The sequence below is a fragment of the Deinococcus sp. genome (assembly GCF_018260555.1).
GTDB lineage: Bacteria > Deinococcota > Deinococci > Deinococcales > Deinococcaceae > Deinococcus.
The window spans coordinates 20,543-46,376 of sequence record NZ_JAGLBB010000018.1 but is presented as its reverse complement, the minus strand read 5'-3'; the positions used below and the strand labels follow the sequence as shown (position 1 = coordinate 46,376).

The 25,834-nt window shown below is 66.8% G+C and carries 23 protein-coding genes and 1 pseudogene; 6 read left to right on the top strand and 18 right to left on the bottom strand.

Features of this window, described 5'->3' with window-relative positions:
• Window positions 1-73: 73 nt before the first annotated feature.
• Window positions 74-220, bottom strand: a pseudogene (locus QZ271_RS05410) (DUF1028 domain-containing protein); the annotation flags it as partial.
• 85 nt (window positions 221-305) lie between these two features.
• Here QZ271_RS05410 and pyrF point away from each other — a divergent pair.
• Complete coding sequence (pyrF, locus tag QZ271_RS05405; RefSeq protein WP_291429704.1) at window positions 306-1,106, top strand: orotidine-5'-phosphate decarboxylase; 801 nt, start codon at window positions 306-308, stop codon at window positions 1,104-1,106.
• A 10-nt stretch (window positions 1,107-1,116) separates the two neighbouring features.
• Here pyrF and QZ271_RS05400 read toward each other — a convergent pair whose 3' ends face one another.
• From QZ271_RS05400 to QZ271_RS05355, 10 genes are all read right to left on the bottom strand, one after another.
• Entirely contained in the window at window positions 1,117-2,013 is an 897-nt protein-coding gene (locus tag QZ271_RS05400; protein WP_291429703.1) for an EamA family transporter, read from the bottom strand.
• Entirely contained in the window at window positions 2,010-2,768 is a 759-nt protein-coding gene (locus tag QZ271_RS05395) for a glucodextranase DOMON-like domain-containing protein (protein ID WP_291429702.1), read from the bottom strand. The genes QZ271_RS05400 and QZ271_RS05395 overlap by 4 nt, the downstream gene beginning before the upstream one ends.
• 238 nt (window positions 2,769-3,006) lie before the next feature.
• Complete coding sequence (gene proB, locus QZ271_RS05390) at window positions 3,007-4,098, bottom strand: glutamate 5-kinase (RefSeq protein WP_291429701.1); 1,092 nt, start codon at window positions 4,096-4,098, stop codon at window positions 3,007-3,009.
• A gap of 388 nt (window positions 4,099-4,486) precedes the next feature.
• Window positions 4,487-5,635 (bottom strand): phenylacetate--CoA ligase family protein, encoded by a 1,149-nt coding sequence (locus tag QZ271_RS05385; RefSeq protein ID WP_291429700.1) that lies wholly within the window; start codon window positions 5,633-5,635, stop codon window positions 4,487-4,489.
• A gap of 181 nt (window positions 5,636-5,816) precedes the next feature.
• Window positions 5,817-6,611, bottom strand: coding sequence for an ABC transporter ATP-binding protein (locus QZ271_RS05380; RefSeq protein WP_291429699.1), 795 nt, complete (start codon window positions 6,609-6,611; stop codon window positions 5,817-5,819).
• A 130-nt stretch (window positions 6,612-6,741) separates the two neighbouring features.
• Window positions 6,742-7,929: an ABC transporter substrate-binding protein gene (locus QZ271_RS05375; RefSeq protein WP_291429698.1), complete on the bottom strand. Its 1,188-nt coding sequence runs from the start codon at window positions 7,927-7,929 to the stop codon at window positions 6,742-6,744.
• 173 nt (window positions 7,930-8,102) lie between these two features.
• Complete coding sequence (locus QZ271_RS05370) at window positions 8,103-9,176, bottom strand: branched-chain amino acid ABC transporter permease (protein ID WP_291429697.1); 1,074 nt, start codon at window positions 9,174-9,176, stop codon at window positions 8,103-8,105.
• 99 nt (window positions 9,177-9,275) lie between these two features.
• A complete protein-coding gene (locus QZ271_RS05365; protein ID WP_291429696.1) occupies window positions 9,276-10,172 on the bottom strand; it encodes a branched-chain amino acid ABC transporter permease in 897 nt (298 codons plus the stop codon).
• 131 nt (window positions 10,173-10,303) lie between these two features.
• Window positions 10,304-12,316 carry an AMP-binding protein gene (locus tag QZ271_RS05360; RefSeq protein WP_291429695.1) on the bottom strand — a complete coding sequence of 671 codons (2,013 nt, stop codon included), beginning with the start codon at window positions 12,314-12,316 and terminating at the stop codon, window positions 10,304-10,306.
• Window positions 12,313-13,065 carry an ABC transporter ATP-binding protein gene (locus QZ271_RS05355; RefSeq protein ID WP_291429694.1) on the bottom strand — a complete coding sequence of 251 codons (753 nt, stop codon included), beginning with the start codon at window positions 13,063-13,065 and terminating at the stop codon, window positions 12,313-12,315. The genes QZ271_RS05360 and QZ271_RS05355 overlap by 4 nt, the downstream gene beginning before the upstream one ends.
• 313 nt (window positions 13,066-13,378) lie before the next feature.
• Here QZ271_RS05355 and QZ271_RS05350 point away from each other — a divergent pair, with 313 nt between their 5' ends.
• Both QZ271_RS05350 and QZ271_RS05345 read left to right on the top strand, forming a co-directional pair.
• On the top strand, window positions 13,379-14,905 hold the full coding sequence (locus QZ271_RS05350; protein WP_291429693.1) for an AMP-binding protein: 1,527 nt from the start codon (window positions 13,379-13,381) through the stop codon (window positions 14,903-14,905).
• Window positions 14,906-15,099: 194 nt separating this feature from the next.
• Window positions 15,100-16,293 (top strand): hypothetical protein, encoded by a 1,194-nt coding sequence (locus tag QZ271_RS05345; protein ID WP_291429692.1) that lies wholly within the window; start codon window positions 15,100-15,102, stop codon window positions 16,291-16,293.
• 302 nt (window positions 16,294-16,595) lie between these two features.
• Here QZ271_RS05345 and QZ271_RS05340 read toward each other — a convergent pair whose 3' ends face one another.
• Window positions 16,596-17,282 carry a TetR/AcrR family transcriptional regulator gene (locus tag QZ271_RS05340; RefSeq protein WP_291429691.1) on the bottom strand — a complete coding sequence of 229 codons (687 nt, stop codon included), beginning with the start codon at window positions 17,280-17,282 and terminating at the stop codon, window positions 16,596-16,598.
• Between the two features lie 426 nt (window positions 17,283-17,708).
• Here QZ271_RS05340 and QZ271_RS05335 point away from each other — a divergent pair, with 426 nt between their 5' ends.
• Together QZ271_RS05335 and QZ271_RS05330 are read left to right on the top strand one after the other, a co-directional pair.
• The gene (locus QZ271_RS05335) at window positions 17,709-18,644 is read left to right on the top strand and encodes a bifunctional 5,10-methylenetetrahydrofolate dehydrogenase/5,10-methenyltetrahydrofolate cyclohydrolase (RefSeq protein WP_291429690.1); all 936 of its coding nucleotides are present in this window, start codon (window positions 17,709-17,711) and stop codon (window positions 18,642-18,644) included.
• Window positions 18,641-19,735 carry a glycosyltransferase family 4 protein gene (locus QZ271_RS05330; protein ID WP_291429689.1) on the top strand — a complete coding sequence of 365 codons (1,095 nt, stop codon included), beginning with the start codon at window positions 18,641-18,643 and terminating at the stop codon, window positions 19,733-19,735. The genes QZ271_RS05335 and QZ271_RS05330 overlap by 4 nt, the downstream gene beginning before the upstream one ends.
• Before the next feature lie 39 nt (window positions 19,736-19,774).
• On the opposite strand, the gene QZ271_RS05325 is transcribed toward QZ271_RS05330, so the two are convergent.
• The 6 genes from QZ271_RS05325 to QZ271_RS05300 form a co-directional block, all read right to left on the bottom strand.
• Window positions 19,775-20,752 carry an alpha/beta fold hydrolase family protein gene (locus QZ271_RS05325; protein ID WP_291429707.1) on the bottom strand — a complete coding sequence of 326 codons (978 nt, stop codon included), beginning with the start codon at window positions 20,750-20,752 and terminating at the stop codon, window positions 19,775-19,777.
• Between the two features lie 122 nt (window positions 20,753-20,874).
• Window positions 20,875-22,245 (bottom strand): aminotransferase class V-fold PLP-dependent enzyme, encoded by a 1,371-nt coding sequence (locus QZ271_RS05320; protein ID WP_291429688.1) that lies wholly within the window; start codon window positions 22,243-22,245, stop codon window positions 20,875-20,877.
• A 265-nt stretch (window positions 22,246-22,510) separates the two neighbouring features.
• Window positions 22,511-22,786, bottom strand: coding sequence for a hypothetical protein (locus QZ271_RS05315; protein WP_291429687.1), 276 nt, complete (start codon window positions 22,784-22,786; stop codon window positions 22,511-22,513).
• A 143-nt stretch (window positions 22,787-22,929) separates the two neighbouring features.
• Complete coding sequence (locus tag QZ271_RS05310; protein WP_291429686.1) at window positions 22,930-23,316, bottom strand: Fur family transcriptional regulator; 387 nt, start codon at window positions 23,314-23,316, stop codon at window positions 22,930-22,932.
• An 86-nt stretch (window positions 23,317-23,402) separates the two neighbouring features.
• A complete protein-coding gene (locus tag QZ271_RS05305; RefSeq protein WP_291429685.1) occupies window positions 23,403-24,125 on the bottom strand; it encodes a hypothetical protein in 723 nt (240 codons plus the stop codon).
• Window positions 24,125-24,973 (bottom strand): phage holin family protein, encoded by an 849-nt coding sequence (locus QZ271_RS05300; RefSeq protein WP_291429684.1) that lies wholly within the window; start codon window positions 24,971-24,973, stop codon window positions 24,125-24,127. The genes QZ271_RS05305 and QZ271_RS05300 overlap by 1 nt, the downstream gene beginning before the upstream one ends.
• A gap of 60 nt (window positions 24,974-25,033) precedes the next feature.
• Here QZ271_RS05300 and QZ271_RS05295 point away from each other — a divergent pair, with 60 nt between their 5' ends.
• Entirely contained in the window at window positions 25,034-25,759 is a 726-nt protein-coding gene (locus QZ271_RS05295; RefSeq protein ID WP_291429683.1) for a class I SAM-dependent methyltransferase, read from the top strand.
• The last annotated feature ends 75 nt before the right edge of the window (window positions 25,760-25,834 follow it).

Sequence of the window (25,834 nt, the reverse complement as noted above, 5' to 3'; positions counted from 1 at the left end):
CATGGACTGGTCAGCGTGTTCACGGGGGATATTCTCATGCCCAATTTCTCTGTCTGATCGTCCCCTGCTGAGCAGTTACGTTCACGTAACTCTGCGTGGCGACGGCGCCCACGCCGCCCTGCACGAACGGCACCAGCGCACCCACGGCCAGGAATTTGCTGGCGACAGCCACACCCAGGTCGCCCGTGCGGGCGTCACGGCCCACGATGGAAAAGGTCATGCGTGTCAGGGTACCGCCCGCGCGGGGTTGTCCGGGCAGGGCGGCGTGGACGGTCCGGGGAGCAGATGCGGTAGCCTCGGACCCGATGAACTTCGCGCAGGCCGTCACCGACCGAACCCGCCGCCTGAACACCCGCCTGTGCGTGGGCCTGGACCCCCGCCTGGGCGACTACCGGGACGCCGAGCACCTGCGTGCCCACACCCTGGACGTGCTGGAGGCGACCGCGCCGTACGCGGCGTGCGTCAAGCCGCAACTGGCGTTCTACGAGGCGCTGGGGCTGGACGGAATGCGCATTCTGGAGGACGTGTGCGCGGCGGCCCGCACGCTGGGCCTGCCCGTGCTGCTGGACGCCAAACGCGGCGATATCGGCACGACCGCGCAGGCGTACGCGCAGGGCTGGCTGACCGGACGGCACGCGGGCGCGGCCCTGACCGTCAATCCCTTCCTGGGGTTCGAGACCCTGACGCCGTTCGTGGATACGGCCCGCGCCAGTGGCGGGGCGGTGTTCGTGCTGGTCAAGACCAGCAACCCCGGACAGGCGGACCTTCAGGGACACGGTGTCAGCGAACGCGTGGCCGACGAGATCACGCGCCTGAACGCCGCCGAGAACGGCGAGTACGCCAGCGTCGGCGCGGTCGTGGGCGCCACGCACCCGCAGGACCTAGGTGCGTTCCGGGCCCGGATGCCGCGCGCGCTGCTGCTGCTCCCGGGCCTGGGCGCGCAGGGAGCCACGGCCGCGCAACTGGCCCCCGCCTTCGACGCGGGCGGGACCGGGGCCCTGGCCAGCGCCAGCCGGGGCGTGCAGTACGCGCAGGGTCTGGAGGTGCGGGGCAGCGTGCAGGCCGCCCGCACCTTCCGCGACGAACTGAACGCCGCGCTGGCGTAGGCGGGCAGCGTCACTCCACGGGTGGGTGCTTTTCGTCGGGTTGCAGGCTGAGCAGCAGGGCGGCCCCGATGACCAACGCAGCGCCCAGCAGGGCCAGCGGCGCGGGGCGTTCACCGAATAGCGCGGCAGCCAGGGCGGCGGCCACGACGGGTTCCAGGCTGGCGATCACGCTGGCGCGCGTGGCGTTCAGGCGGCGCAGGCCCGCGCTGTACGCCAGGTACGCCAGGTACGTGCTGAAGAACGACAGGGCGACCAGACTGCCCCAGGCGGGCGCGGTCTTGGCGCTGAACGTCACGAACGGCAGCAGGCAAATGGCCCCCACGGGCAACGCGACCGCCAGCAGCGCGGGCGGCGCGTAACGGTCGAAGAAGGCGCGCCCGTAGATGTAGTACAGCGAGTACGTGAACCCGGCCGTCAGGCCCAGGCCCAGCGCGGCCGGGCTGACGGTCACACCCTGCCCGCCACCCAGACTGATCAGGCCGATGCCGCCCAGCGTGCCGCCGATGGCAAGAAACTCGCGCCGGCCCAGGCGTTCGCGCCACACTGCCCAGCCGATCAACGCGACGAAGGCGGGCGCGGTGTACAGCAGCACGCTGGCGAGGCTCGCACCGCCCGCCCGGACGGCCAGCTGGTAACTGCCGTAAAACACGCTGACGCCCGCCACGCCGAACGCGGCCGTGACGAGCAGATCCTGGCCGCGTGGCAGGGGCGCGCGGATCACGGCCGTGTGCAGCGCGTACAGTCCCCCGGCCAGGGCAGCGCGCCAGAACGCGACCTCCAGTGGCGCGATTCCGGCCGCCTGCGCCTGCTTGCCCAGGATGCCCAGCAGGCCCCACAGGAAGGCGGCGCTCAGGATCAGCAGCGGCGCGGGAATCGGGGCGCGGGGCGCGGCGCTCAGAGCGGTCATAGACGGCGCGGGCTACGCCACGCGATCACAGTGGCGATCACGGTGATCAGCAGGCCCAGACCGCCCAGGCCGATCAGGGCGGCGCTGACCCAGTCGCGCGTTTCGCCCACAGCCGCCAGGGTATCGTTCGTGAACGCCTGCGTGTCCCCGGGAGCGGCCAGCACATCGACCGGGGTGGGCGCCCCGGTCCGGCCAGCCTGCAACGCCGTCGGCTGGGTGCCCGGCCCGGGTTTCAGGAGGCCGCCCGCGGACAGGGGCGTGTACACGCTGTTGGTGACCCAGTAGCCATACTTCCCGGCAGGCACGGCCGCGTCGATGAACAGGCTGGTGCCCTGCACCTGGACGGTCGGGGCGGCGCGGGTGCTCAGGGTGCCCAGCGCGTTCGCCTCTTGCAGGGTGGCGCCGGTGCCCGTGACGCGCAGGTGGTACTGCCACCCGCCCTGCCCGCGGACGCGCAGGCCAGTATCGGCAAGTACCTGCTGGCCGCCCAGCACGCCCTTGATAAAGATGTCCGTCACGCCCGCGCTAAAACCACTGGGGGCGTTCCAGGGGTTGCCCATCTGCCCGAAACTGACGGTAAAGCGCATGGTGTCGCCGTTGCTCTCGGCGCTAAAGGCGCGCAGGTCCAGCATCTCGGCCGTGAAGGCGGGCCGGGTGGGGAGAATGTATCCGCCGTCACCGCGCGCGTCTCCGGCAGGGTCGGCGATGATCAGCTGCGAGGCGAGCAGCGGGACAGAAAGCATGGGCAACAGCACGCACGGCAGTATAGGCGGCGCTGCGGGCGCCCGTGGCCCACACGCAGCGCCCGCAACGCCGCCAGCCCCCAGTCAGGCAGAGCCGAACGGCGGCACATGGGGATTGAACGGCCTGATCTGCAAACCGTCTGTCCTGTTCACACCCCACGCAGCAGCCCGCGCTCCGACCCATCCAGCGGCCCGGGCAGCGAGTTGCCCCCTCCACGCCCGCCAGCCCACCCTTGCACCGGAGTCGGCGTTACAGGCGCACGAGGTCGTCGCGGTGCACGGCTTCCGGACCGTACGTAAAGCCCAGCAGGCCCTCAATGTCGCGGGAGTGGTGCCCGGCAAGGCGGGTCAGGTCCGCCGAGGCGTAGCGGGTCAGGCCGCGCGCGATCTCGTGGCCGTCCGGGTCAATCAGGCGGATGGTGTGCCCTCGCCGGAAGGTGCCCTCGACCCGCGTGATCCCGGCCGGCAGGAGGCTCGCGCCGCGTTCGCGAACGGCGCGGGCGGCCCCGGCGTCCAGCAGCGCGCGCCCGGCGGCGATCTCGGCCAGAATCCAGCGTTTGCGGGCTTCCAGGCGGGTCCCGGCTGCCAGGAAGCGGGTGCCGATGGCCTCACCGCCCACGATGCGGACCAGGGCGTCCGGCGCGTCCCCGGGCGCGATCACGACGGGGGTTCCAGCGCGGGTGGCGATCTCGGCCGCCTGGATCTTGGTGTGCATGCCGCCCGTGCCACGGTGCGATCCGGCCCCCCCCGCCCGTGCCCAGACGTCGGGGGTCACGCGTTCCACGACCGGGATCAGGGTGGCCGTGGGATCGCTGCGGGGGTCGGCGGTGTACAGGCCAGGCGCGTCGGTCAGGATGACCAGCAGGTCCGCCCCGGTCAGGTTCGCCACAAACGCCGAGAGGGTGTCGTTGTCCCCGACCTTGATCTGCTCCAGCGCCACGGCGTCGTTCTCGTTGATGATCGGCATGACCCCGCGCGCCAGGCAGGCGTCCAGGGTGGTGCGGGCGTTCAGGTAGCGGGTGCGGTCGCGGAAATCGTCGGCGGTCAACAGGACCTGCGCGACCGGCAGGCCGTACAGGTCCGCCAGTTGCGCGTACGTGTGCATCAGGCGGCCCTGCCCGACGGCGGCCAGCAGTTGCTTCTCGGCCAGGGTGCGGTCGCGCGGCGGGAAGCCCAGCACCTCCCAGCCCGCCAGCACCGCGCCGCTGGTGACCAGGACGGCCTCATGCCCGGCGGCGCGCACGGCAGCCAGGCCTCGCATCAGGTCCACCAGTCGGGGGCGGTGCAGGCGGTCCGTGCCGGCGGTCAGGACACTGGTGCCGAGTTTCAGTACTACGCGCATACCAGCGCAGGATACGCGCCGCGCCGGGCGGCCCCTGCCACGCACAGGCAGACAGACCCTGCGCGGACCGCCGCGCCGCGCCTCCTGTCAGGCTTCAGTCCGCCTGCGGGCGCAGTGAACATGCAAGCGGTGAACCCCCAATCCGTCTCTTGTTCCCACTCGCGTCCGCTCGGATTGATTCGGGACTGCAGCGAATCAATCGGAATCCGGAGTAGATCTGTGCTACAGATCGGGTGTGAGCAGGGCGAGTTCCGGGCGTGGAGTCGGCAACCCGGCGTGGTTCAGTCTTATTGACGAAACAAACGGACAAGTACGACACCCTCGTTCCGAGGTCAGAAGCTGTACTGGACGTTCTTTTCTGGAATTGAAACATGTCCGGTACCGTTGGTCAGCTTCGCCCGTCCAGTACGCCGCGGCCCTCGTGCATATCGTCCAGGGTCAGCTCGTCCAGTTTCATGGCGAAGCGTTTCTGGAAGTCGGCTTTCAGCGCGTCAGGGTCGCCGCTGCCACGCACGGCCAATCCGATGCGGTCTGCGCCGCTGTGCGACCACAGGCGCAGGGTGTGCTGGGTATGATCCAGCCCGTGCCCCGCCAGCCAGAAAGCCACTTCACGCGGGAACAGTTTCACGCCTTTGACCTTCAGCATGCCGCCCACGTTGCCGAACACGCCGCCCGGCAGATACACGCCATCCGGGCGGTGTTCCATGCGGGTCAGATCACCTGTGCGAAAGCGGAGCAGCGGCATGGCTTCCTTGGTCAGGTGCGTGACCACCAGTTCGCCGCGCTCGCCACCGGGCAAAACCGCGCCCGTTTCGGGATCAATAACTTCCAGGTACACCCAGCCGTCCAGCACCTTCAGGCCGTTTTTGGCTGGCGTTTCCAGCGCCATCAGGCCCGCCTCACTGCTGGCGTAGCAGTCCAGGGCCACGGCGCCCAGCGCGGCCTCCACCTTCTCGCGGCGGCCCGCGATACTGGTGAGCGGCTCGCCACTGGAAATCAGCAGTTCCACCCGCGCCCCGGCCTCACCGAGCTTCTGGGCAAAGCTGGGGGCCGACACCAGCACGCGCACCCCAAGCTGACGGATGCACTCCAGTTGCGCTTCCGTTTCGCCGGGGCCAAAGGGAATGGTCTTGGCGCCCAGCGCCTCCAGGCCGCCTTGCATGAGCCAGCCGCCGGCGAACCGGTGGTACCCGAAGGCAATCTGGGCATGATCGCCGGGCCGCACGCCCGCCAGCGCAAAGGCCGCCGCGCCCGCCTGCCCATGCGCCTGGAGATCGGCGCGGGTGGCGTACTCGGGCAGCCAGCTTCCGCCCGGGTGAGGGGTGAGGTGAACACGCACAGCGTCAGGGTGCAGCAGTTCGCCGGCTTCAAACGCCGCACTCAGCCGCTCACGGGTCAGGAAGGGCACGCTGGCCCAGGCGGCGTCACCGGACACGTCTGCCAGGGCTTCCCGGTACAGCGGCAGCCCCCGCAGCCGCGAAAGCAGCCCCGGCAAAGCGGGCGGAGCGGAAGAAGGTGGAAACACAGTATCAGTCATGAAATTCCCCACATTGGGCGAAAGAAAGGCAAGCTGGAGTTTGCCGCCCCCTACCAGCCTCCCTGACAAGCGGGCAGGAAGAGACAATCGTACGTTCTGACTCTCAGACGGATTCCGGGTTGAACGGACTTTGCAGCCCATTCAATCTGAGCAAAGCGAGTGGGAGCCGTATCAGACGGGGCTACATCCAGCGTTTGCGCCGCTTGTAGCTCTTGACCTCGCGGAAGCTCTTGCGGTTGCCGTGTTCCGTGACGCCCAGGTAGAACTCCTTCACGTCGGGGTTACTGGCGAGTTCGGCGCTGTCGCCTTCCATCACGATGCGTCCGCCTTCCATCACGTAGCCGTAATCGCTGTTGCGCAGGGCCACGTTGGCGTTCTGCTCGACCACCAGCACGCTCAGGCCCGTTTCTCTGTTGATGCGGCGCACGTTCTCGAAGATTTCTTGCACCAGCAGCGGCGCAATGCCTAAGGAGGGTTCGTCCAGCAGCAGCACCCTGGGGTGGGCCATCAGCGCCCGGCCGATCGCCAGCATCTGCTGCTCGCCGCCCGAGGTGTACCCGGCCTGCTTGTCCTTCATCGTGCTCAGCTTGGGAAAGTAGGCGTACATGCGCTCCAGGTCGTCGCGCCAGTTGCCGCGCCCCAGAATGGCCCCCGCTCGCAGGTTTTCCTCGACCGACAGGTGCTTGAACACGCGGCGGCCTTCGGGCACCTGTACCACGCCGGACTTCACGATGTCCGAGCCGACCATGCTGGAAAGCGTGTGGCCCTCGAACGACACGGTGCCCTCGCGGATTTTGCCGTTTTCCGGCTTCAGCAGGCCCGAAATGGCGCGCAGGGTGGTGGTTTTGCCCGCGCCGTTGGTGCCGAGCAGGCTGGTCACTCGCCCGGCCCGCACCGTCAGCGATACGCCGCGCAAGACCTGAATGATGTCGTGGTATACCACTTCCACGTTGTTCACGGTCAGGTCGCTTGACAAAGCTGCTGCGCCCACGGACGGCGGTTGAATGTGGGGTTGAGGTGGGGTGACTGCGGTCATAAGCTCCTTTGGCGGTGCTGGGGAACCCCTCGCCCTGGAGAGAAGGCCTTGCGAGGCGAGGGGTCTTGCCTCACTTCATCGGGTGAATGAGTTTGAACATCTGGCTCTGCATTGGCCCGGTGATGGCCTTGAAGTTGCCGGTCGCGTCGGCTTGCAGCAGGCGCATGGTTTCGGCTCCCACGTGGTCTTTGGCGCTGAAGGTCACGGGGCCGACCGAAAAGCCGGGGTCGAACTTCTTGCTGCCCACCATGCTGGTCAGGGCCTTGTACACCGTGACGTTGTTGATGGTGCTTCCCGACCGCTTCATGGCCTCGATGGCGATGCTGGCGGTCAGCATTCCAGAGGTGTAGTTCACGCTCCGGATCACGTCGGGCTTCTGGTTAAACTGTGCGCCGATTTTCTTCACGAGCTGGATGCCGGGCTTGTCGCCCTCGTCGTACATGTAGTAGCTCGTGACCCAGATGAAGTTGGCGGCGGCGTCTCCGGCCAGCTTGGTCAGGTCCTCGCCGCCCGCGTAGTGCGCCCCCATGAACTGCATCTTGCCCAGCAGGCCCAGGCGTTTGGCGTCCTTCAGGATGTTGGCGACTGGCCCGGCGGTGTTCTGGTTGATGACGTACTTGGCTCCCTGTGCTTCCAGCCGCTTGAGCAGCGCGGTGTTATCCAGGTTGTTGCCGCCGACCTCCTGCACGTCGGTAATCTTGAGGCCCAGGCGCTCGGCGGCCTTGCGGGCATCCACCACGGGGTCGCGCCCGAAGGGACTGGGGTTCACGATCAGGGCCACTTTTGCGCCTCTTTCCTTCTTGGCGACGTACTCCAGCAGGCTCACGATGTTCTCCGAGTAGCTGGCGACGGGCAGGAACATGTACTGGTTGTTGGGTGGGTCAATGATGCCGATGTGCAAACTGGCTGTCAGGGTGGGCACCTTGGTTTCCTGCACGGTGCCCTTGATTTGCAGCATGCCGCCCGTGGAGTAACCCAGGAACACCGGTATCTGCTCGTTGCCCACGAACTCTTCAAAGTTGCTCTGGGTGTTGGCGTTGTTGTACTGGTCATCGCGGATGACGCACTTGAGGGTCACGCCGGCCAACATCTTCTCACTGTTGGCGTACTTGCAGTAGTCCTCGACGCCCTTGCCGTAGCTGCTGCCCGCGTCGCTGGTCGGGCCAGTCACCGCGCCCGACCAGACCAACGTGATGTCCTTGGCCGAGGCGAAGGAAGCGAGGGAAATGAGGGCGGTCAGCGCGAGTGCTTTGTTCATGGTGTACCTCCGGGTACGCAGATGGCGAGGGGCAGGTGGCGGAAGGCGAGTGGCAGATGGCGGACATTGGAAGGTGTGGTGTTGGGAGTTAGGGGCTGATCTGGAGACTGCCTGTGGCCAGGTCTGACGGCTTTTGAGCCATCAGCCATCCGCCATCTGCCATCTGCCTTCAGCTAGAACTTGTAGGGCCACTTCTTGAAGTACATCCGGCTCAGTCGCCACCAGTTCGCCAGTCCACGCGGTTCGTAGATCAGGAACAGCATGATGGAGAGGCCGAAGGCGAGGGGGCGCAGGGCGGTAGCGGCGTCCACGCCGGGCGGGAAAATCTGGCGTTCGCTCATGAAGTTGCTCAGGCCTCCCATCCCCCGGTCGAGCGCCACGATAAAGAGCGGCCCCAGGAAGGAACCGGGCACGCTGCCCAGGCCGCCCACAATCGCCATGGCCAGCAGTTGCACGCTGGTATGCAGGCCATAGTCCTCGATGACCACGGCTTTCTGAAAGTACGCGAACAGCCCGCCCGCGATCCCCGCGAAGAAGCTGCCCACCAGGAAAGCAGTCAGTTTGGTCACGCCGGGGTTGATGCCCATGGCGGCGGCGGCGCGGTCGTTGTCGCGTACGGCGATGAAGGAGCGCCCGTGCTTACTGCGCAGAATATTGCGCCACAGCAGTCCCATGACCACCAGTACGGGCAGGATGATGTAATACCAGACCTTGTTGTGGTTCAGAAAAGTGGCTTTGATTCCGAACACTTCGACCGGGGGCAGGATGATGGCCCCACCCTGGGCCAGCAGCGGGGAGTGCCCCACCGTCCACTCGAAGATGATCTGGAAGGCCAGCGTGGCGACCGCCAGGTACAGGTACTTGAGCCGCAGGCTGGGCAGGCCGACGAAGGTGCCCACAACGGCCCCCGCCAGGCCACCCAGTGGAATCGCCAGGAAAAACGGCAGGTTCAGTTTTGTGGCAGCCAGGGCCGTGGCGTACGCTCCAACGGCCATGAATGCCGCCTGCCCGATATTGATGAGGCCCGTGTACCCGGTGGTCACGTTCAGGCCGATGACCGCCACCGCGTAGATCATGATCATGTTCACGTCGCGCAGCAGCGTCTTGGAAATAAGCAGCGGCAGCAGCAGCAGCGCCAGGAGCAGCACCACCAGGCTCAGTTGCTCGGCGTAGGTAGCGAAGATCGTCTGATCCTGCTGATAGCGCACCCGGTAATTGCCGGTCTGGGTGAAGCGGGAGGCGGGCATCACTGGCCTCCTGCGCAGGCGCCGATGGGTAATGGCTGATGGCGGATGGAGCAAAAATTGGTATGTGTGTTATTCATCATCCATCCTCTGGCTGCAACCTCAAACACGTTCAATCTCCTTCGTGCCGAACAGTCCGTAGGGCCGCAGCAGGAGCACGGCGATCAGGATGATGAAGGGGAAGACCTCGCGGGTACCGCCGCCAGGTACCAGGCCGTCGAGGTAGCCCGCCGCCAGGTTTTCGAGGATACCGATGAGGATGCCGCCCACGATGGCGCCTGCCACGCTGTCCAGGCCGCCCAGGATGACCACCGGGAAGACCTTCAGACCGATCCCGGCCAGTCCCCCCAATGTGAGGCCGCTCATGAGGCCCAGGATGACCCCGGCGGCAGCGGCCGTCAGTCCGGCGGCAGCCCAGGCCAGCGCAAACACACGCTCCACGCTGGTGCCCACGCTCATGGCGGCCATCTGGTCGTCAGCCACAGCGCGCATGGTGATTCCCAGGGTGGACTTGTTGAAGAAGTACGTGAAGCCCGCCAGCAGCCCCAGCGCGGCCAGCACCCCGGCAATCTGCGTGCGTGAAAGCTGCGTCCCCAGCAGGTTGAGGCCGTCGCCACTGAGGACAGCGGGCGTCTGAAAACCGAAATTGCCCGCGCCGAAGGGCGTCAGGTGAATCAGGCCCTCGATGACGCTGCTCAGGCCGATGGTGACCATGATGACCGAGATGATCGGCTCGCCCACCATTTTCCGCAGGAACACCCGTTCGATCAGCATGCCCAGGAAGAAGGTGGCCATCATGGCGATCAGGCCCGCCAGCCAGAAGTTCACGCCTTTTTGCGTGAGCGCGAAGGCGATAAACGCCCCCGTGGCGATAATTTGCCCGTGCGCGAAGTTGATGACGCGGCTGGACTTGTAGATCAGCACGAACCCCAGCGCCGCCAGCGCATAAATGCTGCCAATGACGACTCCAGCGATCAGAAGTTGAGGAAGTAGGTCCACGGATTAACTCCTCTGCCCGTTCAGGGCAGCTCCCCTGGAGGGGGAAACAAGAACATCGCTGTGCAGAGCACCGGATTCGGCACCGAGCGCCCCTCTCAGGGGAGCGGTCGCCCTGGGCCACTGAGCAGGCTTCACGCCGAAGTCCCCACTCTGGCCGACCCCCGCACCGGACTCTGCTCCTCGCCCGGCGTGCGGAACACCACCACGTCCGTACGCACCCGCTGCTCCTGACCGTCCTGATACTTGAACACGGCTTCCACACTGACCCTCTCGCTGCCGTCGTAGAGCGCCTGAACAATCGGCGCGTACTTCTCGTTAATCAACTTGCGCCTCACCTTGCCGGTGCGGGTCAGTTCGTCGTCGTCGGCGTCCAGCAGTTTGTACAGCAGCACAAAGCGCTGGATTCGCTCGTGCGGTTCCAGGCGGCCATTGGCCTCCTGCACCTCGCGCAGCAGTAGGTGGGCCACCTCCGGCTTGCTGGTCAGTTCCATGTAGGTGGTGTAGGCGATCTGTTTTTTCTCGGCCCACTGGCCCACCGTCATGGGATCTATGTTCAGCATCGCCGTCACCTCGTCGCGCCCGTGCCCCAGCGCCACGGCTTCCTTGATGTACGGGCTGAACTTCAGGCGGTTTTCGATGTACTGCGGGCTAAAGCGTTCGCCACGACTGCTTTGCATCACGTCGCTCAGGCGGTCAATGACTTGCAGGTGGCCGTCGGCGGTCATCCGTCCGGCGTCCCCGGAGTGCAGCCAGCCGCCCTTAATCGTCTCGGCGCTGGCGTCTTCCTTCTTGTAGTAGCCCTTGCACACGGCCGGGCTGCGGCTGATGATTTCGCCTTCCTCAGTGATACGGCACTCGCTGCCGGGCAGCGGCATGCCCACGGTGTCAAAGCGCACGTCGCCGTCGCGGTGCACGTAAGCGATGCCGATGTTCTCGGTCTGCCCGTAGACCTGCTTCAGGTTCACGCCCAGCCCGTGATAGAAGCGGAACACGTCCGGTCCCAGCGCCGCCCCGCCCGTGTAGGCGTGCGTGAGGCGCAGAAAGCCAAGCTGATCCAGCAGCGGGCGCGTCAGGCCCCAGTAGGCAATTTTGCTTTTCAGGGCAACCAGCCCGGACGGTTTCTTGCCGGAAAGAGAGGCGTCGGCGGCGTCGGTACTCCATTTCAGCAACTTGCGGTACATGGCCCTGTTTGGGCCGTAGCTTTCCTGCATCCGGATGTACATCTGGCTCTGAATGCCTTCCCAGATGCGCGGCGGCGCGAACATGAAGTGGGGCCCGATCTCCACGAGGTCCTGCATGGCCGTCTCGTTGCTTTCCGGGAAATTCACGGTGATGCCGTTTGCCAGCGCCACGCCGACGGTCATCATCTGTTCGCCCATCCAGGCCATCGGCAGGAAACTCAGGTAATCGCTGCCGGGCCTGAACTTCTCTAATTCACCCAGGGATTGACCCATGTACAGCATGTTGCGGTGGGTCAGCATGGCGGCCTTGGGTGCCCCCGTGGTGCCGGACGTGAGCGAGAAGTGGCAGATATCGTCCGGGTGTCCTTTGGCCGCCTCGGCGGTAAAGATGGCGCTGGCCTGCCCCCGCCCCAGGCTCAGCAGGTCCTCGAAGGACATGAACCAGTCGTCGTGGGCGTGCTTGGCCATGCCGCGCGGGTCCTCGTAGATCACCTTGCGTACATTGGTCAGTTCAGCGCGGTGCTCAAGGAGTTTATCAACCTGCTCCTCGTCCTGGGCCAGTACCACCACGGCGTCGGTGTAGTCCACCACGTACTTCACTTCGCTGTCCCCGCTGCTCTGGTACACGCCCACGCTGATGGCCCCCAGCGCCTGAGCGCCCACCTCCATGAACACCCACTCGGGAATGTTCTCGGCCACCACTGCCACCTTGTCGCCGCGCTTCACCCCCAGCGCGTGCAGCCCGGCCGCGACCTCCTGGGCACGTTCCAGGTAGGTGAGGTTGGTGGTTTCGTTCCAGATGCCGAATTCCTTGTGCCGCAGCGCCACGCCGCTCGGTGCGAGGCGGGCGCGTTCGGCGAGCAGTTGCGGAATGGTAAAGCGCGTCACGTCGCCCAACAGGCTGGCGCTGGTGCCCTCTGGGGCCACGGTGCTCTCTGGGGCCTTGGGACTGCGGGCGGTCACCGGGCCACCGCCTGGGCTGGGCTGGGGCTCGCCTGGGGGAGGGGTTCGTGTTCGGCCACGCCGGTGTACGCCTCGATCACGCGGGGGTCGGCACTGACGTCCTCGGGAGTACCGCCCGCGATGAGTTGCCCGAAGTCCAGCACGTACACCCGGTCGGAAATGTCCATCACCACGCCCAGGTCGTGCTCGATCAGCACCACGGTGACGCCGCGTTCGCGCTGAATATCAAGGATGAAGCGCACCATGTCTTCTTTTTCCTCCACGTTCATGCCCGCCATCGGCTCGTCGAGCAGCAGCAGTTTCGGTTGCAGGGTCAGGGCGCGGGCCACCTCCACGCGCTTTTGCACTCCGTAGGCCAGCGTCCCGACGTGGTGGTGGCGGTACTCTTCCAGTTCCATGAAATCAATGATCTGCTCGACGTAGTGGCGGTTTTCGGCCTCTACCCGGCTGGCCTTGCCGTAGTACAGGATGCTATCGAGCAGGTTGTAATTCAGGTGGGTGTGCCGTGCCAGCAGCAGATTTTCCACGACGGTCATGCCCCGGAACAGTTCGAGGTTCTGAAAGGCGCGGGCGATCCCGTACCTGGTGACCACGTTGGGCGCCGCTTTGCTCAGGTCATGTTCGCCGAAAGTGATGCGGCCCCGGGTGGGGTGGTAAAACCCGCTGATGCAGTTCAGCAGCGAGGTCTTGCCTGCGCCGTTGGGGCCGATGATGCTCACGACCTCGCCTTCGGGCACCGTCAGGCTCACGGTGGAGAGGGCATTGAGTCCGCCGAACGAGAGGGTCACATTGTCAACGTGTAATTGCGGCATCGTACCTCCGGAAAGGGCCGTCCAACGGGGACATTCCCCGGAAGACGTTGCCGGGGCGCGGGAAAACTGAAGCTTTAGGTGTCTGAAGTATGGAGGGAGACTTCACACAAATGGCAGGGATTTGTCTAGTCAGGCTGCATGTAAGGTTGCCATCCGCAACCAGTTGTCTAGATAGGTAGGGTCCATACAGCCTACTCTCTCTCAGACTCTCGGTAGTGCTGTTCGTCTCTCACGCTTACCCGGAGCCGCCTTGAAGATCCCCTTCAGCCCCCTGGAGGGCGCCCTGCGCGCCATTCGTATCTACCCCGATCACTGTGCGGTGACCGACGGCGACCTGAGCCTGACTTACCGGGAATTCGGCGAGCAGGTCAGCCGGCTGGGAGAACTGCTGCGCGAACGCGGGCTGCAAGCGGGCGGGCACGTCCTGCTGATCGCCCCGAACCGCCTGGATACGCTGCTGGCCTTCCACGCAGTTCCACTCGCGGGTGGTGTGCTGGTGCCGCTGAACCCCGCCTTCGACGACCACGCCCTGAACACCCTCAGCCGACACTGCGACCCGCAACTGGCGCTGGTAGACGCGGCGCATGTGGGCAGGGTGCAGGCCACGCTGGACGCGCTGGGCGTCCCGGTCATCCCCATCTGCACCGGTGAGGCCCTCAACGCACAGTGGCAGCACCTCGCGCCGCAACCGCTGCTGGCATGGCCGCCTGGCCTGGACGAGAACGCGCCCATCAGCATCAACTACACCGGGGGCACCACCGCCGACCCCAAGGGCGTGATGCTCACACACCGCAACGCGTTCGTGAACAACGTGAACATGCTCTATCACCTGAACCTGCACCCCGGCAGCACGTACCTGCACGCCATTCCGCTGGCCCACGCCAACGGCTGGGGCTGTGCGTGGGCGGTCACGGCGGCGGGCGGCACCCACGTCATGCTGCGCGGCGACCTGCGCCTGGCCATTCAGGGGGGAATCACGCACCTGTGCGCCTCTCCCTCGCTGGTGGGGCCACTGGCCGACGCGGCGGCCGCCTCGCCCTTGCCCAGGCCCGTGCGCCTGATGCTGGCCGGCACCAGTCCCCAACCCGGCCTGATCAGCGCGTTGCAAGCCCAGGGCTTCGAGGTGCTGCACGGCTACGGTCTGGTCGAGACGGCGGCCATCCTGACCATTACCGATCTGTACGAGGAAAAGACGCTGGGGCCGGACGCCCGGATTGTGGCGCGGCAGGGTCACCCGATGCTGTACGGCGGCGAAATCGCCGTGCTGGGCGAAGGCGACCTGCCGGTGCCACATGACGGTCACACCCCCGGCGAAATCGTGATTCGCAGCAACGCCGTCATGAAGGGCTACTACAAGAATCCGCGTGCCACCCGCCGCGCCATCAAGAACGGCTGGCTGCACACCGGCGACCTGGCCGTCATTCACCCCGACGGGCGCATGGACATCCTTGACCGCGAGGGTGACCTTCTCAACATCGGCGGCCAGCCCATTTCCAGCGTGCAGATAGAAGCGGTGCTGTACCGCCACCCCAGCGTGCGCGAGGCGGTGGTGGTGGCCGCGCAGACCGGGGCGGGCGACCTGCCTGTGGCCTTTGTCACCCTGCACCCCGGCGCGCAGGTGCAGGGGCGCGAAATCCTGAGTTTCTGCTCCCCACACCTGCCCGACTACGCCCTGCCCCGGCGCGTGCAACTGGTGCCCGAGTTGCCCAAGACCGCCAGCGGCAAGGTGCTCAAGCATGTGCTACGCGAAAAAGCGAACGAGTGGCGCGAACGGTAGATCGCTCGGACCGGGCAGAGGGTAGGCCAGTTGAATGGGCCAGTCCGCGCTCTGGGTTTTGTGCGGGCGGGGCAGGGACCGACCACCCTGAGCGGTAAAGGCGTGCAGCTTTGGCGTCTGCGGATCGGGAAGTGACCAGAAACGCGTTAGCCTGCGCCGTAATTCTGAGCGCCATGCACCCCCCGAGGTCACCCATGAAACGTCAAACCGTTGCTCTGCTCCTGGCCCTCCTTCCCTCTGCCGCCTTTGCCACTGACCTGCGCATCTACCCGACTTTCAGCGAAGTGCAGCAACCTGCGACCTCAGTTGTTACGTTTCCATTCGGGTCCTGGCGCTGGATTCAGCCGGGAAGTTTCAGCGTGAGTGGTGCGGCAGCTCACATTTCGCTGCAACCTGCCGAGCTGGACTGGCTGCGCACACAGGAAGGCAAAAGCGTGACCTGGGTGGCCCCTGGACAGGCCCCGGTGCAGGCCACCCTGGAACGTGCCGACGACTTGCTGGTGAAGCTCAGCAGCGGCGAATATGTCAATGCCGGGCGCAGCGAGCTGGCCTTCAGCGAAAAGCCACCGCTCCGGGGCGGCGTGACCGTCAAGGTGACCGGTGTGGACACCGCGAAGAATGCCAATCTGCTGTACCGCACCGGGGCGCTGTTCTGGAGGCCGCGTTACGAACTGAACCCAGGTGGCGCTGCGGCAACTCTGGCGGCGCTGGCGCAGGTCAGCAACCTCAGCGATCAGCCGTTCACCGCACAGAAGGTTGACCTGTACGGAGGAAACGTGTGGCAGCCCTACCAGACGACGGCGGTGCCGGTGGCTTATTCAGAGGCAATGGCAGGCACGACAGGCACGGCTAACGCTGCGACCGTTCCATCCGGCGCAGGCGGTGGCGCTCTCGACCAGATTCGGAGTGTCGGTGAGGTGCGCGGCCTGCAACGCTACACACTCCCCGGCGGCCTGACCATCGGTCGCGGCGAAACGCTGACCCTGCCCTTTTTGCAACCCAAGGTCAGCGACTTCACCCGCTACGCCAGTGTGCAGTCGTACTTCAATGGTCAGGGGAGCGCGGGCTCTGGCAGTCGCCACTACAAGTTCACGTTGTCGCAGTCGCTGCCCACCGGGCTGATTGATGTGCGCGAAGGGGGCCTGCTGGTGGGCAGTGTGCAACTTCCGGCCGTGCCGGCAGGCAAACCCGTTGACCTCGACCTGGGAGCCGATTCTGCCCTTCGCTACGAAAAGGCAGTCAAGCGCACCGGGCAGGAGAAAAACGAGAAGGGTCAGGTTCTCAGTACCAGCTACCAGGTTACCTACAGCTTCACCAGCACCAAGGGCGCAGCCACGAAAGTCAACGTGCGGGAGCAGCTTTACGCCCGAAGCGTCTCTGTAGACTGACAGGCGGCTCGGAACGGACAGGTCACCATCACCCGCCAGGTGGCCGTGCCAGCGGGTGGCAAGGCCAGCCTGAGCTTGAAGCTCAAGATCCTCAACTGATACGGATTCCGATTAATTCCCAGCAGTTCTGAATCAATCTGAGCGGAAGCGAGTGGGAAGGGCAGACGTCCCTTCGCGGTATGGAGCCGCAGGCGGCGCCCTTCCGACTGTGGCGCAGTGGAGCGGTAGTCCGTATCGGTGGTGTTCCGATCCCCCAACGGAGTACACAGAACCCGTATCACTCTCCTGGAAAAGGAGGCGGTTTACTCCCCGGCGGTATCCTGCACGCTGGAGTTCTGCTCAGCGGTGTCCTGCGCGGCGAGGTGATCCACAACAGAGCGCAGCGCCAGTTCGAACTCGCTCTGGAAGGTCCACTGGGCGTCCCGGGTGGGCTCACCGGTCGCGGGGTCCATGCCGGACAGGGACTCACTGAATTGCTGCCAGCCGATGGCCACGGCGTACAGGTGGCGCAGCATGCGCAGCGTGGTGGGCGGGCTGTACGGCATGTACTCGAACACCCGGCCCAGCTGGGCGTCCAGGTCGCGGCGGAATTCGGTGGCCAGTTCGGGGCGCACGTTGCGTTCCAGCACGGTGCCCAGCAGCACCAGCAGGCGGCGCAGGGGGGTCAGGGTCTCGCTGGAGTGCAGCAGGGCGTCGCTGACCTGGGCGGGCGTGCGGGGCTGGCGTTCGCGCAGGATCTCGGTGGTGTGGGTAATCCAGGCGTTCAGGTGTTCGCCGAGCAGCGCCAGGAACAGCTCTTCCTTGGTATCGAAGTACAGGTACAGTGTGCCCTTGGCCAGCCGGGCTTCACGCGCCACCTGATTCATGCTGAGGTCGGCGTAGGCGGTGGTTGTCCAGAGGCGTTCGGCCGCACGCAGGATGTCGTCCCGGCGTCGGTTTTTTTCTTCTGCGCTGCGGGCGCGGGCAGGGCGGGGAGCGTCAATGACCATCTGGACAGAAGATAGGCTTCCGCTGGGGTGACCGCTGTGAAAGTCTTCACGCAAGACGACGCAGCAGATCATCAACCACCCGATCTGAACCTTTCACGTCAAATGACGGCGGTTGGTGAGAACTCCGTGTGTGATACGGACTCCGGTTGATTCAGTGCAGTTCTGAATCAATCCGAGCGGACGCGAGAAGAAACAGCCCACGCCCCTTCGCGGTATGCAGCCCCCCAGGCGGCGTTTTTCCGACTGTGGCCCAGTGGAGCGCCGTCTGGATCGGACCTCCCCTGCCCGGCCTGACCTGCCTGTTCCGGGCCCCGGGACTCCGGACTCGGTCAAACGACCGTCCGCCTGACCCACAGGCAAATCGCTATGCTGTGGCCGACACCCGCCGCCCGGCACGCCAGCTCCCTCACACGATCGGATTCCCAGATGCCCACACCTGATCCTCCCACCCCGACCCACGACACCCAGGCTCACGACACTCCAGGTCACGACACGGCCACTGCCCGCACGCTCCTGACCGGCGCCCTGACCGGCAAGGCGCTGGCCGATCAGGTCACGCGAGGCGTGAAGGCCGACCTGCGCGCCTGGACCTTCCGCCCGCATCTGGTCAGCGTGCTCGCCAGCGGCGACCCGGCCTCCCGCGTGTACGTGGACAGCAAGGCCCGCCGCGCCGAACGCCTGGGCGTGCAGTTCACCGCCCGCGACCTGGGCGACACCCTGAGCGACGCCGCCCTGCACGCCACGCTGGACGAACTGTCCGCCGACTCCAGCGTGCACGGAATCATGCTGGAACTCCCGCTTGCTCCCGGCCTGGACGCCGACGCCGCCCTGCTGCGACTCGCGCCCCGCAAGGACGTCGAGGGCCTCAGTCCCGCCAACCTCGCCCTGATCGCCGCCGGACGTGAAGCCGAGGCGCTCCTGCCGCCCACGCCACGGTCCATCCGGTTCCTGCTGCGCGCCGCGCTGGGCGACGACCTGCGCGGCCTGAACATCGCCGTGATCGGCCCCGGACGCACCGTGGGCCGCCCCCTGACCTTCATGCTGAACAACCGGGGCGCGACCGTCACCCTCTGCAACGAACACACCCGCTACCTGGGCCGCGTACTGGCGCGCCTGGACGCCATCGTGGTCGCCGTGGGCCGCGCCGGACTGCTGCGCCCGGAACACGTGCAGCCGCACCACGTCGTGATCGACGCCGGCATCAACGTGCAACCCGGCGGGGTCGTCGGGGACGCCCTGCCGGACCTGCCGGTGCGCGCGCAATCACCCGTTCCGGGCGGCGTGGGCCCGCTCACCAGCGCCCTGATGTACCAGAACCTCGTGCGCGCCGTGAAACTCCAGCGCGGCGAGCCGGTCGAGTGACGCCGCCCGCGCCACGCGTGGCGTTTATAACCGACGCGCCGCGCGTGGCAGGCAGCGAGGTCTGGATGCTGGACGTGCTGCCGCTGCTGCCCGCGCACGGCCTGAACCCCACAGTGTTCCTGCCACGCGGCGGGGCGCTGGATGAACTCGCCCGCCGATTCGGGGAGGCGGGGGTGCCCGCCCGGCGGTACGATGACCTGAAGGCCATCACTGGCGACCTGAACAGTTTTGACCTGCGGGTCGTGCAGGCCTGGGACCCCAGTACGTACCGCGCGCTGGACACCCTGCGCGCGCCCCGCGTGGCCGTGGTGCACGATCAGCTGGACTACCACTACCCGGCGGGCCTGCAGGGCTGGTACCGGCAGGTGTACCGCGCGACCAAACTGAGCGGCCTGCGCCGCGCCGACTCGGTCCTGACCGTCTCACGGTGGGGACAGGCCTTCTTGCACACCGAGATGGGTCTGCCCCACGTGGGCGGTCTGACGAACGGCGTGAACCCGGACCGCTACCAGCCTGCCCCGCCCGATCTCCGCGCCGCACTGCGCGCCCGCCTGGGCTTCAGCGGCTTCACGGTACTCGTGCCCGGCCGCTTCGCGCCAGAGAAGAACCAGTTGGCAGCCGTGCTGGCGGCCCGGCACGCTCCGGACCTGAACTTCGTGTTCGTGGGCGATATGGATTCAAGCGTGGGAAGCCTGGCCCGCACCCTGACCCGCGCGCTGCGCCTGCACAACGTAAGGTTCCTGGGCCGCCGCTGGGACCTGCCGGACCTGTACCGCGCCGCCGACGCGCTGCTGCAACCCACCCTGGCCGAGAACCAGTCGCTGGTCACGCTGGAGGCCATGGCGTCGGGCCTGCCGGTGGTGACCACGCCCATTCCCGCGCAGGCCGAACTGATCCGCGACGGCGTGGACGGCCTGCTGGTCCCGCCCGCCCCGCACCTGCTGGCGCGGACACTGCGCGCCATGGCGGCCCACCCGGACCGCACGGCGCAGTTCGGAGTGCAGGCCCGCCAGCGAGTGCTGCAGCGGCACACCCTGAGCGGTACGGCGGCGCAGGTCGCGGCGCTGCTGCACTCTTCCCTGCTGATCTGATCCGGCCAGACGAACCGGATCGACCGAGCCCACTTCTCTTCAGGCGCCCAGGAAGGCGCTGACCATGCCGGGCAGGGGGCCGGGGTCCATCAGGAAGGCGTCGTGCCCGTGAATGGAGTGCAGCTCGCGGTAGTCGGCGCGGGGCAGCAGGGCCGCGCCGGCCTTCACCTCGGCTGGTGGGTACAGCACGTCGCTGCTGATCCCGACGACCAGGGTGGGCGTCTGGATGGTGCGCAGTTCTTCGTCGGTGGGTTGGAAGGCGTCCATGGCTCCGGTCAGGGCGACGTAGCTGCGTTCGCAGAAGCGCGCCTGGAGTTTCTCGCCGTGGTGGTGCAGGTAACTGGTGATGGCGGGTACACCGGGCACGCGCTGGCCGGTCTGCGTGACGGCGAAACTGTCTGGGCTGCGGTACGAGAGCATGGCAATCTGCCGCGCGACCTTCAGTCCTTCCCCGCCGGGCGCGGCGCGGATGGCGCTGCGGGCGGCGGTGTTCAGGCCGATGGCCCACGGCGAGTGGCGTGCCGGGGCGCCGATAATCACGGCGCGTTCCACGAGGTCCGGGCATTCGAGCAGCCAGGCGTAGGCGAGCATGCCGCCCATGCTGGCGCCCACGATCCGCACGCGGATCACGCCCAGGTGGTCGAGCAGCGCGCGGCCGGTGCGGGCCATGTCGCGCAGGGTCAGGGGCGCGTCGGCTCCGGCCACGCGGGGCAGCTCGGCGGGGCCCGTCGTGCCGGCACAGCCGCCCAGCACGTTCGCGCAGATCACGTAGTCGCGGGTGGGGTCCAGCGGGCGGCCCTCACCCAGAAAGTCCGGCCACCACTCGTGCACGGCGCTCGTGCCGGTCAGGGCGTGCAGGACGAGGGTGGCGGTGGGTTGCGGCGTGCCGTACGTGTGGTACGTGACGGTCACGTCGTTGACCGGCTGTCCGCAGTCGAGCAGCAGGGGCGCGTGCCGGAACAGCCGGGCGGTCTGCGCGGCAGGCATCTGGGCGGCACGCGTCTGGACGGCGGGCATCTGGGGGGCGGGGGTCAGGTCAGGCTGGCCCGCCTGACATCGGTCCGTGGCGGCTGGAGCGTCCTCCGCTTCGGTGCTCGCGGAGACCGGCAGGTGGCCGTGGCCCGGGTGCGTCTGGGCGGTCACTGACTCCCTCCCGCTCCGGCCACTCCTGATTGCGCGCCTCCAGACGGCGCGGATTCCGCTCCGGTCAGCGCGGCGGCCAGCGCCTGCGCGAAGTCCTCGCGGATGTCGTCGATGTGCTCTATCCCCACCGACACGCGCACCAGTCCGGGCGTGACGCCGGCGGCCGCCTGTGCCTCGGCGCTCAGCTGGCTGTGGGTGGTGCTGGCCGGGTGGATGACCAGCGTGCGGGTGTCCCCGACGTTCGCCACGTGCTGCGCCAGCTTCACGGCCTGGATGAACGCCTCGCCTGCCGCGCGCCCGCCTCGCAGTTCGAAGGTCAGGACCGCGCCCGCCCCGCGCGGCAGGTAGTGCTGCGCGCGGTCATAGTGCGGGTGGTTACTCAGACCGGGGTACGTAACGCGCGCCACGTCCGGGTGGGCGGCCAGCCACGACGCGAGGGCCAGGGTGTTCTGCGCGTGCCGCTCGGCTCGCAGGCTCAGGGTTTCCAGGCCCTGAAGGAACTGCCACGCCTGCTGCGGGGCCAGGGTGGGACCCAGGTCACGCAGGCCCTCGGTGCGGGCGCGGGTAATGAACGCCACGTTCGGCAGGCCCAGCGGGTTCCCCTCCCCGAACGTCTCCCAGAAGTTCAGGCCGTGGTAACTGGGGCTGGCCTCCGTCATCAGCGGGTAGCGGCCGTTGCCCCAGTCGAAGGTGCCGCCGTCCACGATCACGCCGCCAATGCCGTTACCGTGCCCGCCGATCCACTTGCTGGCGGAGTGCAGCACCACGTCAGCGCCGTGCCGCAGCGGCTGGCAGTAGTACCCGCCCGCGCCAAAGGTGTTGTCCACGAACACCGCGACACCCTGGGCGTGCGCGGCGGCCGCGATCCCCCCGAAATCCGGGACGTTCAGGGCCGGGTTCCCGATGGTTTCCAGGTATACGGCGCGGGTGTGGTCGTCGATCAGGGCCGTGAACTCCTCCGGGCGTTCCTCACGGCTGGTAAAGCGCACCTCGATCCCCAGGCGGCGCAGGGTCACCCGGAACTGATTGACGGTTCCGCCGTACAGGTTCGGGCTGGACACGATGTTATCCCCGGCCTGCGCGACGTTCGTGATTGCCAGGAACTGCGCGGCGTGCCCGCTGGCGACGGCCAGCGCGCCCACACCGCCTTCAAGCGCCGCGACCCGCGCCTCGAACACGGCGTTCGTGGGGTTCGTGAGGCGGCTGTAGATGTTCCCGAACGCCCGCAGGCCGAACAGGTCGGCGGCGTGCTCCGGCGACTGGAACACGTAACTGTTCGTGGCGTAGATGGGCGTCTGCTGCGCCCCGGTGGCCGGGTCCGGCTGCTGACCGGCGTGAACCTGCAATGTTTCAAATCTGTACGCCATGACGTGCGCCTCCTCGGCGGGAACCGTGGGACGCCGCCTGTGTGTAAAGGAGGCGCCCCTGCTCGTGTGGTGCGAGAAGGAGCGCTGAAGCGAATCAACCGCGTGACCTTCCCTCTTGGTCCCTCCCGGCGGTCATCGTTGACCCGCGGCGGGTGGGCTGGCCTTGGCACCGTGACGCGATGAGGTCCGGTTGCCGCGCCGTCTACGAGCCAGTTCTCTCGGGCGCTCTGAAGTGGGTCGCTCCACGCAGGAGCTACCGCGCAGACTAGCGTCCCGGCCCGCCCAGGGTCAAGGGCGGCCCCACATGAACGACGCCGTGAACCGCAGTCACAGCAGGTCCGGCCAGAGCCAAGCGCAATCCGTATGCTGTACCTGCTTTCACCCGCTCGGATTCATTCGGAACTGCACTGAATGAATCGGGGTAACTGCTCAGCACGATAAACACGGCAAAAAACGCTTGTTCCCGTTTTGTATGAGCATAATATTTACTGCAAATCTGCCTTGGACGAACCAATTCGCCCATATCGGCAATTTCAGTCATTTGAAAGCAGCTTCTTAGCAATTTATAGGGCTGAATTCAGATTCTGAGCAATTTACCCTGCTGAGCAGTTACGAATCGGAATTCGTATTCTTCGCATCCGTCCGGATTGATTCGAGACTGCACCGAATTCACCGGAATTCGTTTCAGACGCGGGCGGCGCAGTCGGGGCACTGGCCATACAGGGTGACCTCGTGGGCGCGCACGATGAACCCACCCGGGTAGACGGTGCCGCTGGGCAGCGCGACGGGGCAGGTGTGCAGCGTGAAGACGCGGCCGCAGTCCTGGCAGGAGAAGTGGTGGTGGTGGCCCTGGCCGCTGGTCTCGTAGAGGGTTTCACCGTCCAGGGTAACGGGGTGAATGCGGCCCTGGTCGGTCAGGAGTTTCAGGGTGCGGTACACGGTGGCGATCCCCAGGCCCGGTAGGTCGCTCCGCGCGCGGTCGTGCACGTCGGCAACGGCCAGTGGTCCCTGGGCGGCCTGCATGATGCGGGTGATCACATCGCGCTGCCGGGTGCTGCGGGTGGCGGTCATGGCCGGAGGCTAGCACTCCTGATCGGAGCGTATCAAAAAGCAGCCCACCTTTGACGGGCGGACTGCTTGGTGGGTGCGGGCGGTGTTTAGCGGAGGTTGGGGTTGCCCATCTCGTCGGGCGCGATGGGACTGCCAACTGCTTTGGCCTCCACGTGGCTGACTGGATGCGGCTTCACACCGGGGTGCGCCGGAGTTTCCAGTGCAGCCGAGGTGCCCGGTGCGGGGGGAACGCTGCCCTGGGCGGGGGCCTGCTGGGCGTAACTCTGCACAGACTGGGCGCTCGCGGCTCCTTCGCTGGCGGGTGCCTTAGTGAAACTCACGGCGGCGCTGGACGGAGCACCCCCCAGGGTGCTGGGTGCGCCGCGGGCGGGTGTGATCTGAGCAGAGGCGCGTGCGGGCGCGGCGGACTTGGCGCTCCCGGCAGGCTGTCCAGATTTCTCCATCAGCGTGTCCGCGACCTGCTCAAGCCGGGGCGTGACCACGCGGTCCATGACGGTCTTGAAAGCCAGGGTGCCCAGCGTCGCCACGAGTGCGCCGCCCACGCCGCCGCCCCGCTGGGACTTCTGCGCTTTGATCAGGGCCTTCTGGTGTTTGATGGGGCTGTCGGCGTCCACGTACACTTTCTTGCTGCGTTTGAACTGCCGCCCGACCACCAGGCCCAGCACGGCGCCCACGGCAGACGCGCCGCCGAGCATTTTGAGTGGTTCTTTTTGCAGGTTGACCTGCAAGCTGGCCTGCTGGGTCAGCGCGTCCACGCTGTTTTTCAGGCGTTCACGGGCTTCCTCGCGTTCCGTGAGGTACTCGGCCATCAGGACTGCCCTCCTTTTTTCATGTCGTCGCGGAAGGTCGCGGCAGTGCTCACGGGAATGCCGGGGGCATCTTTGAGCACCACGGGTTCCTGAAGGTTCGGGTCGTGCTGGTGCCCTCGGGTGGCGGCGTGATGACCTTCCCCGGCCGCGCTGCCGTCGATCTGCTTGTTCAGGCCGCTGCCGTAGTGAACGGGTTCGCCGCTGGGTTTGCTTTCGTACACGGGAACGGTGGTCTCGCCGCCCTCGACGCGAATGGTAGCGGTGCCGCCCCCTTCGCGGGTCACGCGGGTCTCGCCTGCGGCGTGGGTGCTGGCATCCCGCCCGATTTCAACGCGGGGGCCGCTGGGGTTGTAGGCGTCACGCCCGGTTGAGCCGGCCACACTGTGAGTGCCGGTGCCTTGGCTAGTGGTGCCGTGGGTGCCGGTCGTGTGGCTGGCCGCGTTGGTGGCGGGGAAGGGCTGAGCGCTACTGGCGCTGGTGGCCGGAGCGGTGTCGGTCTCGGAGCGGCGGAAGCGGGGTTCGTTCATCTGCACCTCGGTCCCGAGTTTCTTGATCCCCAGGACGATCAGCGCGCCGGTCACGGCAAAGCTCAGCAGGGCGATGATCAGCGCGGCGGCCCACGCGCCCAGGCCCAGACGCATCAGACCGTAGAACACAGCCAGGATGATGAAGATCAGACCCAGAATCAGCGGGCCGGTGGAGGCCAGCAGCAGCACGGCACCGATGCCCTTGGCCTTGGCGATCTCTCCGGCCTTGCGGGCCACGGCGTTGATCTCGGATTTCACGAGGGTCAGGCCAGCGTCGAATACATCGACCAGCGCGCCCCCCATACTCTTGCGTTCTTCCATGGTTTCCCTCCAGGTACCCTCACGAAACGTGAACAGCGGGCCTCAATACGTAACAGCATAATGAACCCTGTGAGCCGTTCTGTGCAGGAACAAGAAAACCTCAACCCGGACCCATCTTTCGCTGCGGACCATTCCGGGCCGCTCCTGAGCGCCGCGCAACGCAGCAATCTCCTGTCCCTGACGGCCGCCGGGTACGCGTGGTGGCGCGCGCGGTCACTGCGGGTGCTGGGCGCGGCGTTCACACTGGAACGCGAGGCGGCCCTGTTCCGGGGACTGTGCCGGCCGCAGGCCGGGCAGGACTGGCTGGACGTGGGCACCAGCGCGGGCTTCTACGCGGGCGTGCTGGCCCGCGCGGATTGCCGGGTGCTGGCCGTGGACCTGAGCGCCCCGATGCTGCGTGAAGGCGCCAGACGCGAACCCGACCCCCGCATCGACTGGGCCCAGCTGAACATGGAGCGCAGCGACCTGCCGACCGCGGCGTTCGACGGGGTCACGGTCGGCGCGACCCTGAACGAGACGCGCGGCCCGGCGGCGCTGCTCGCCGAGTGCGCGCGGGTCCTGCGGCCCGGCGGGCAACTGTGGCTGATGTACCTGCGGCGCACGGGCGGGCCGCTTCAGGCGGTGTTCGAGCGGCCGCTGGTGGGCGGCCTGAACTTCCCCGATCCCGCCTGGGTGCACAAGCACCTGCCGGGCCTGACCCGCACGGACGGCCTGAGTGCAGGGGCCGTGCAGTTCGAGCGCTACGTGAAACCTCCGGACCCGCAGGCTGCCCATGGGGGGCACTGAGCGTGGTGGGTGGGAGACTCTGTAAGAATGCGTGACGTTTCCCCCCTAGGCGGCCTCTACACTCGGAGTAAGGAA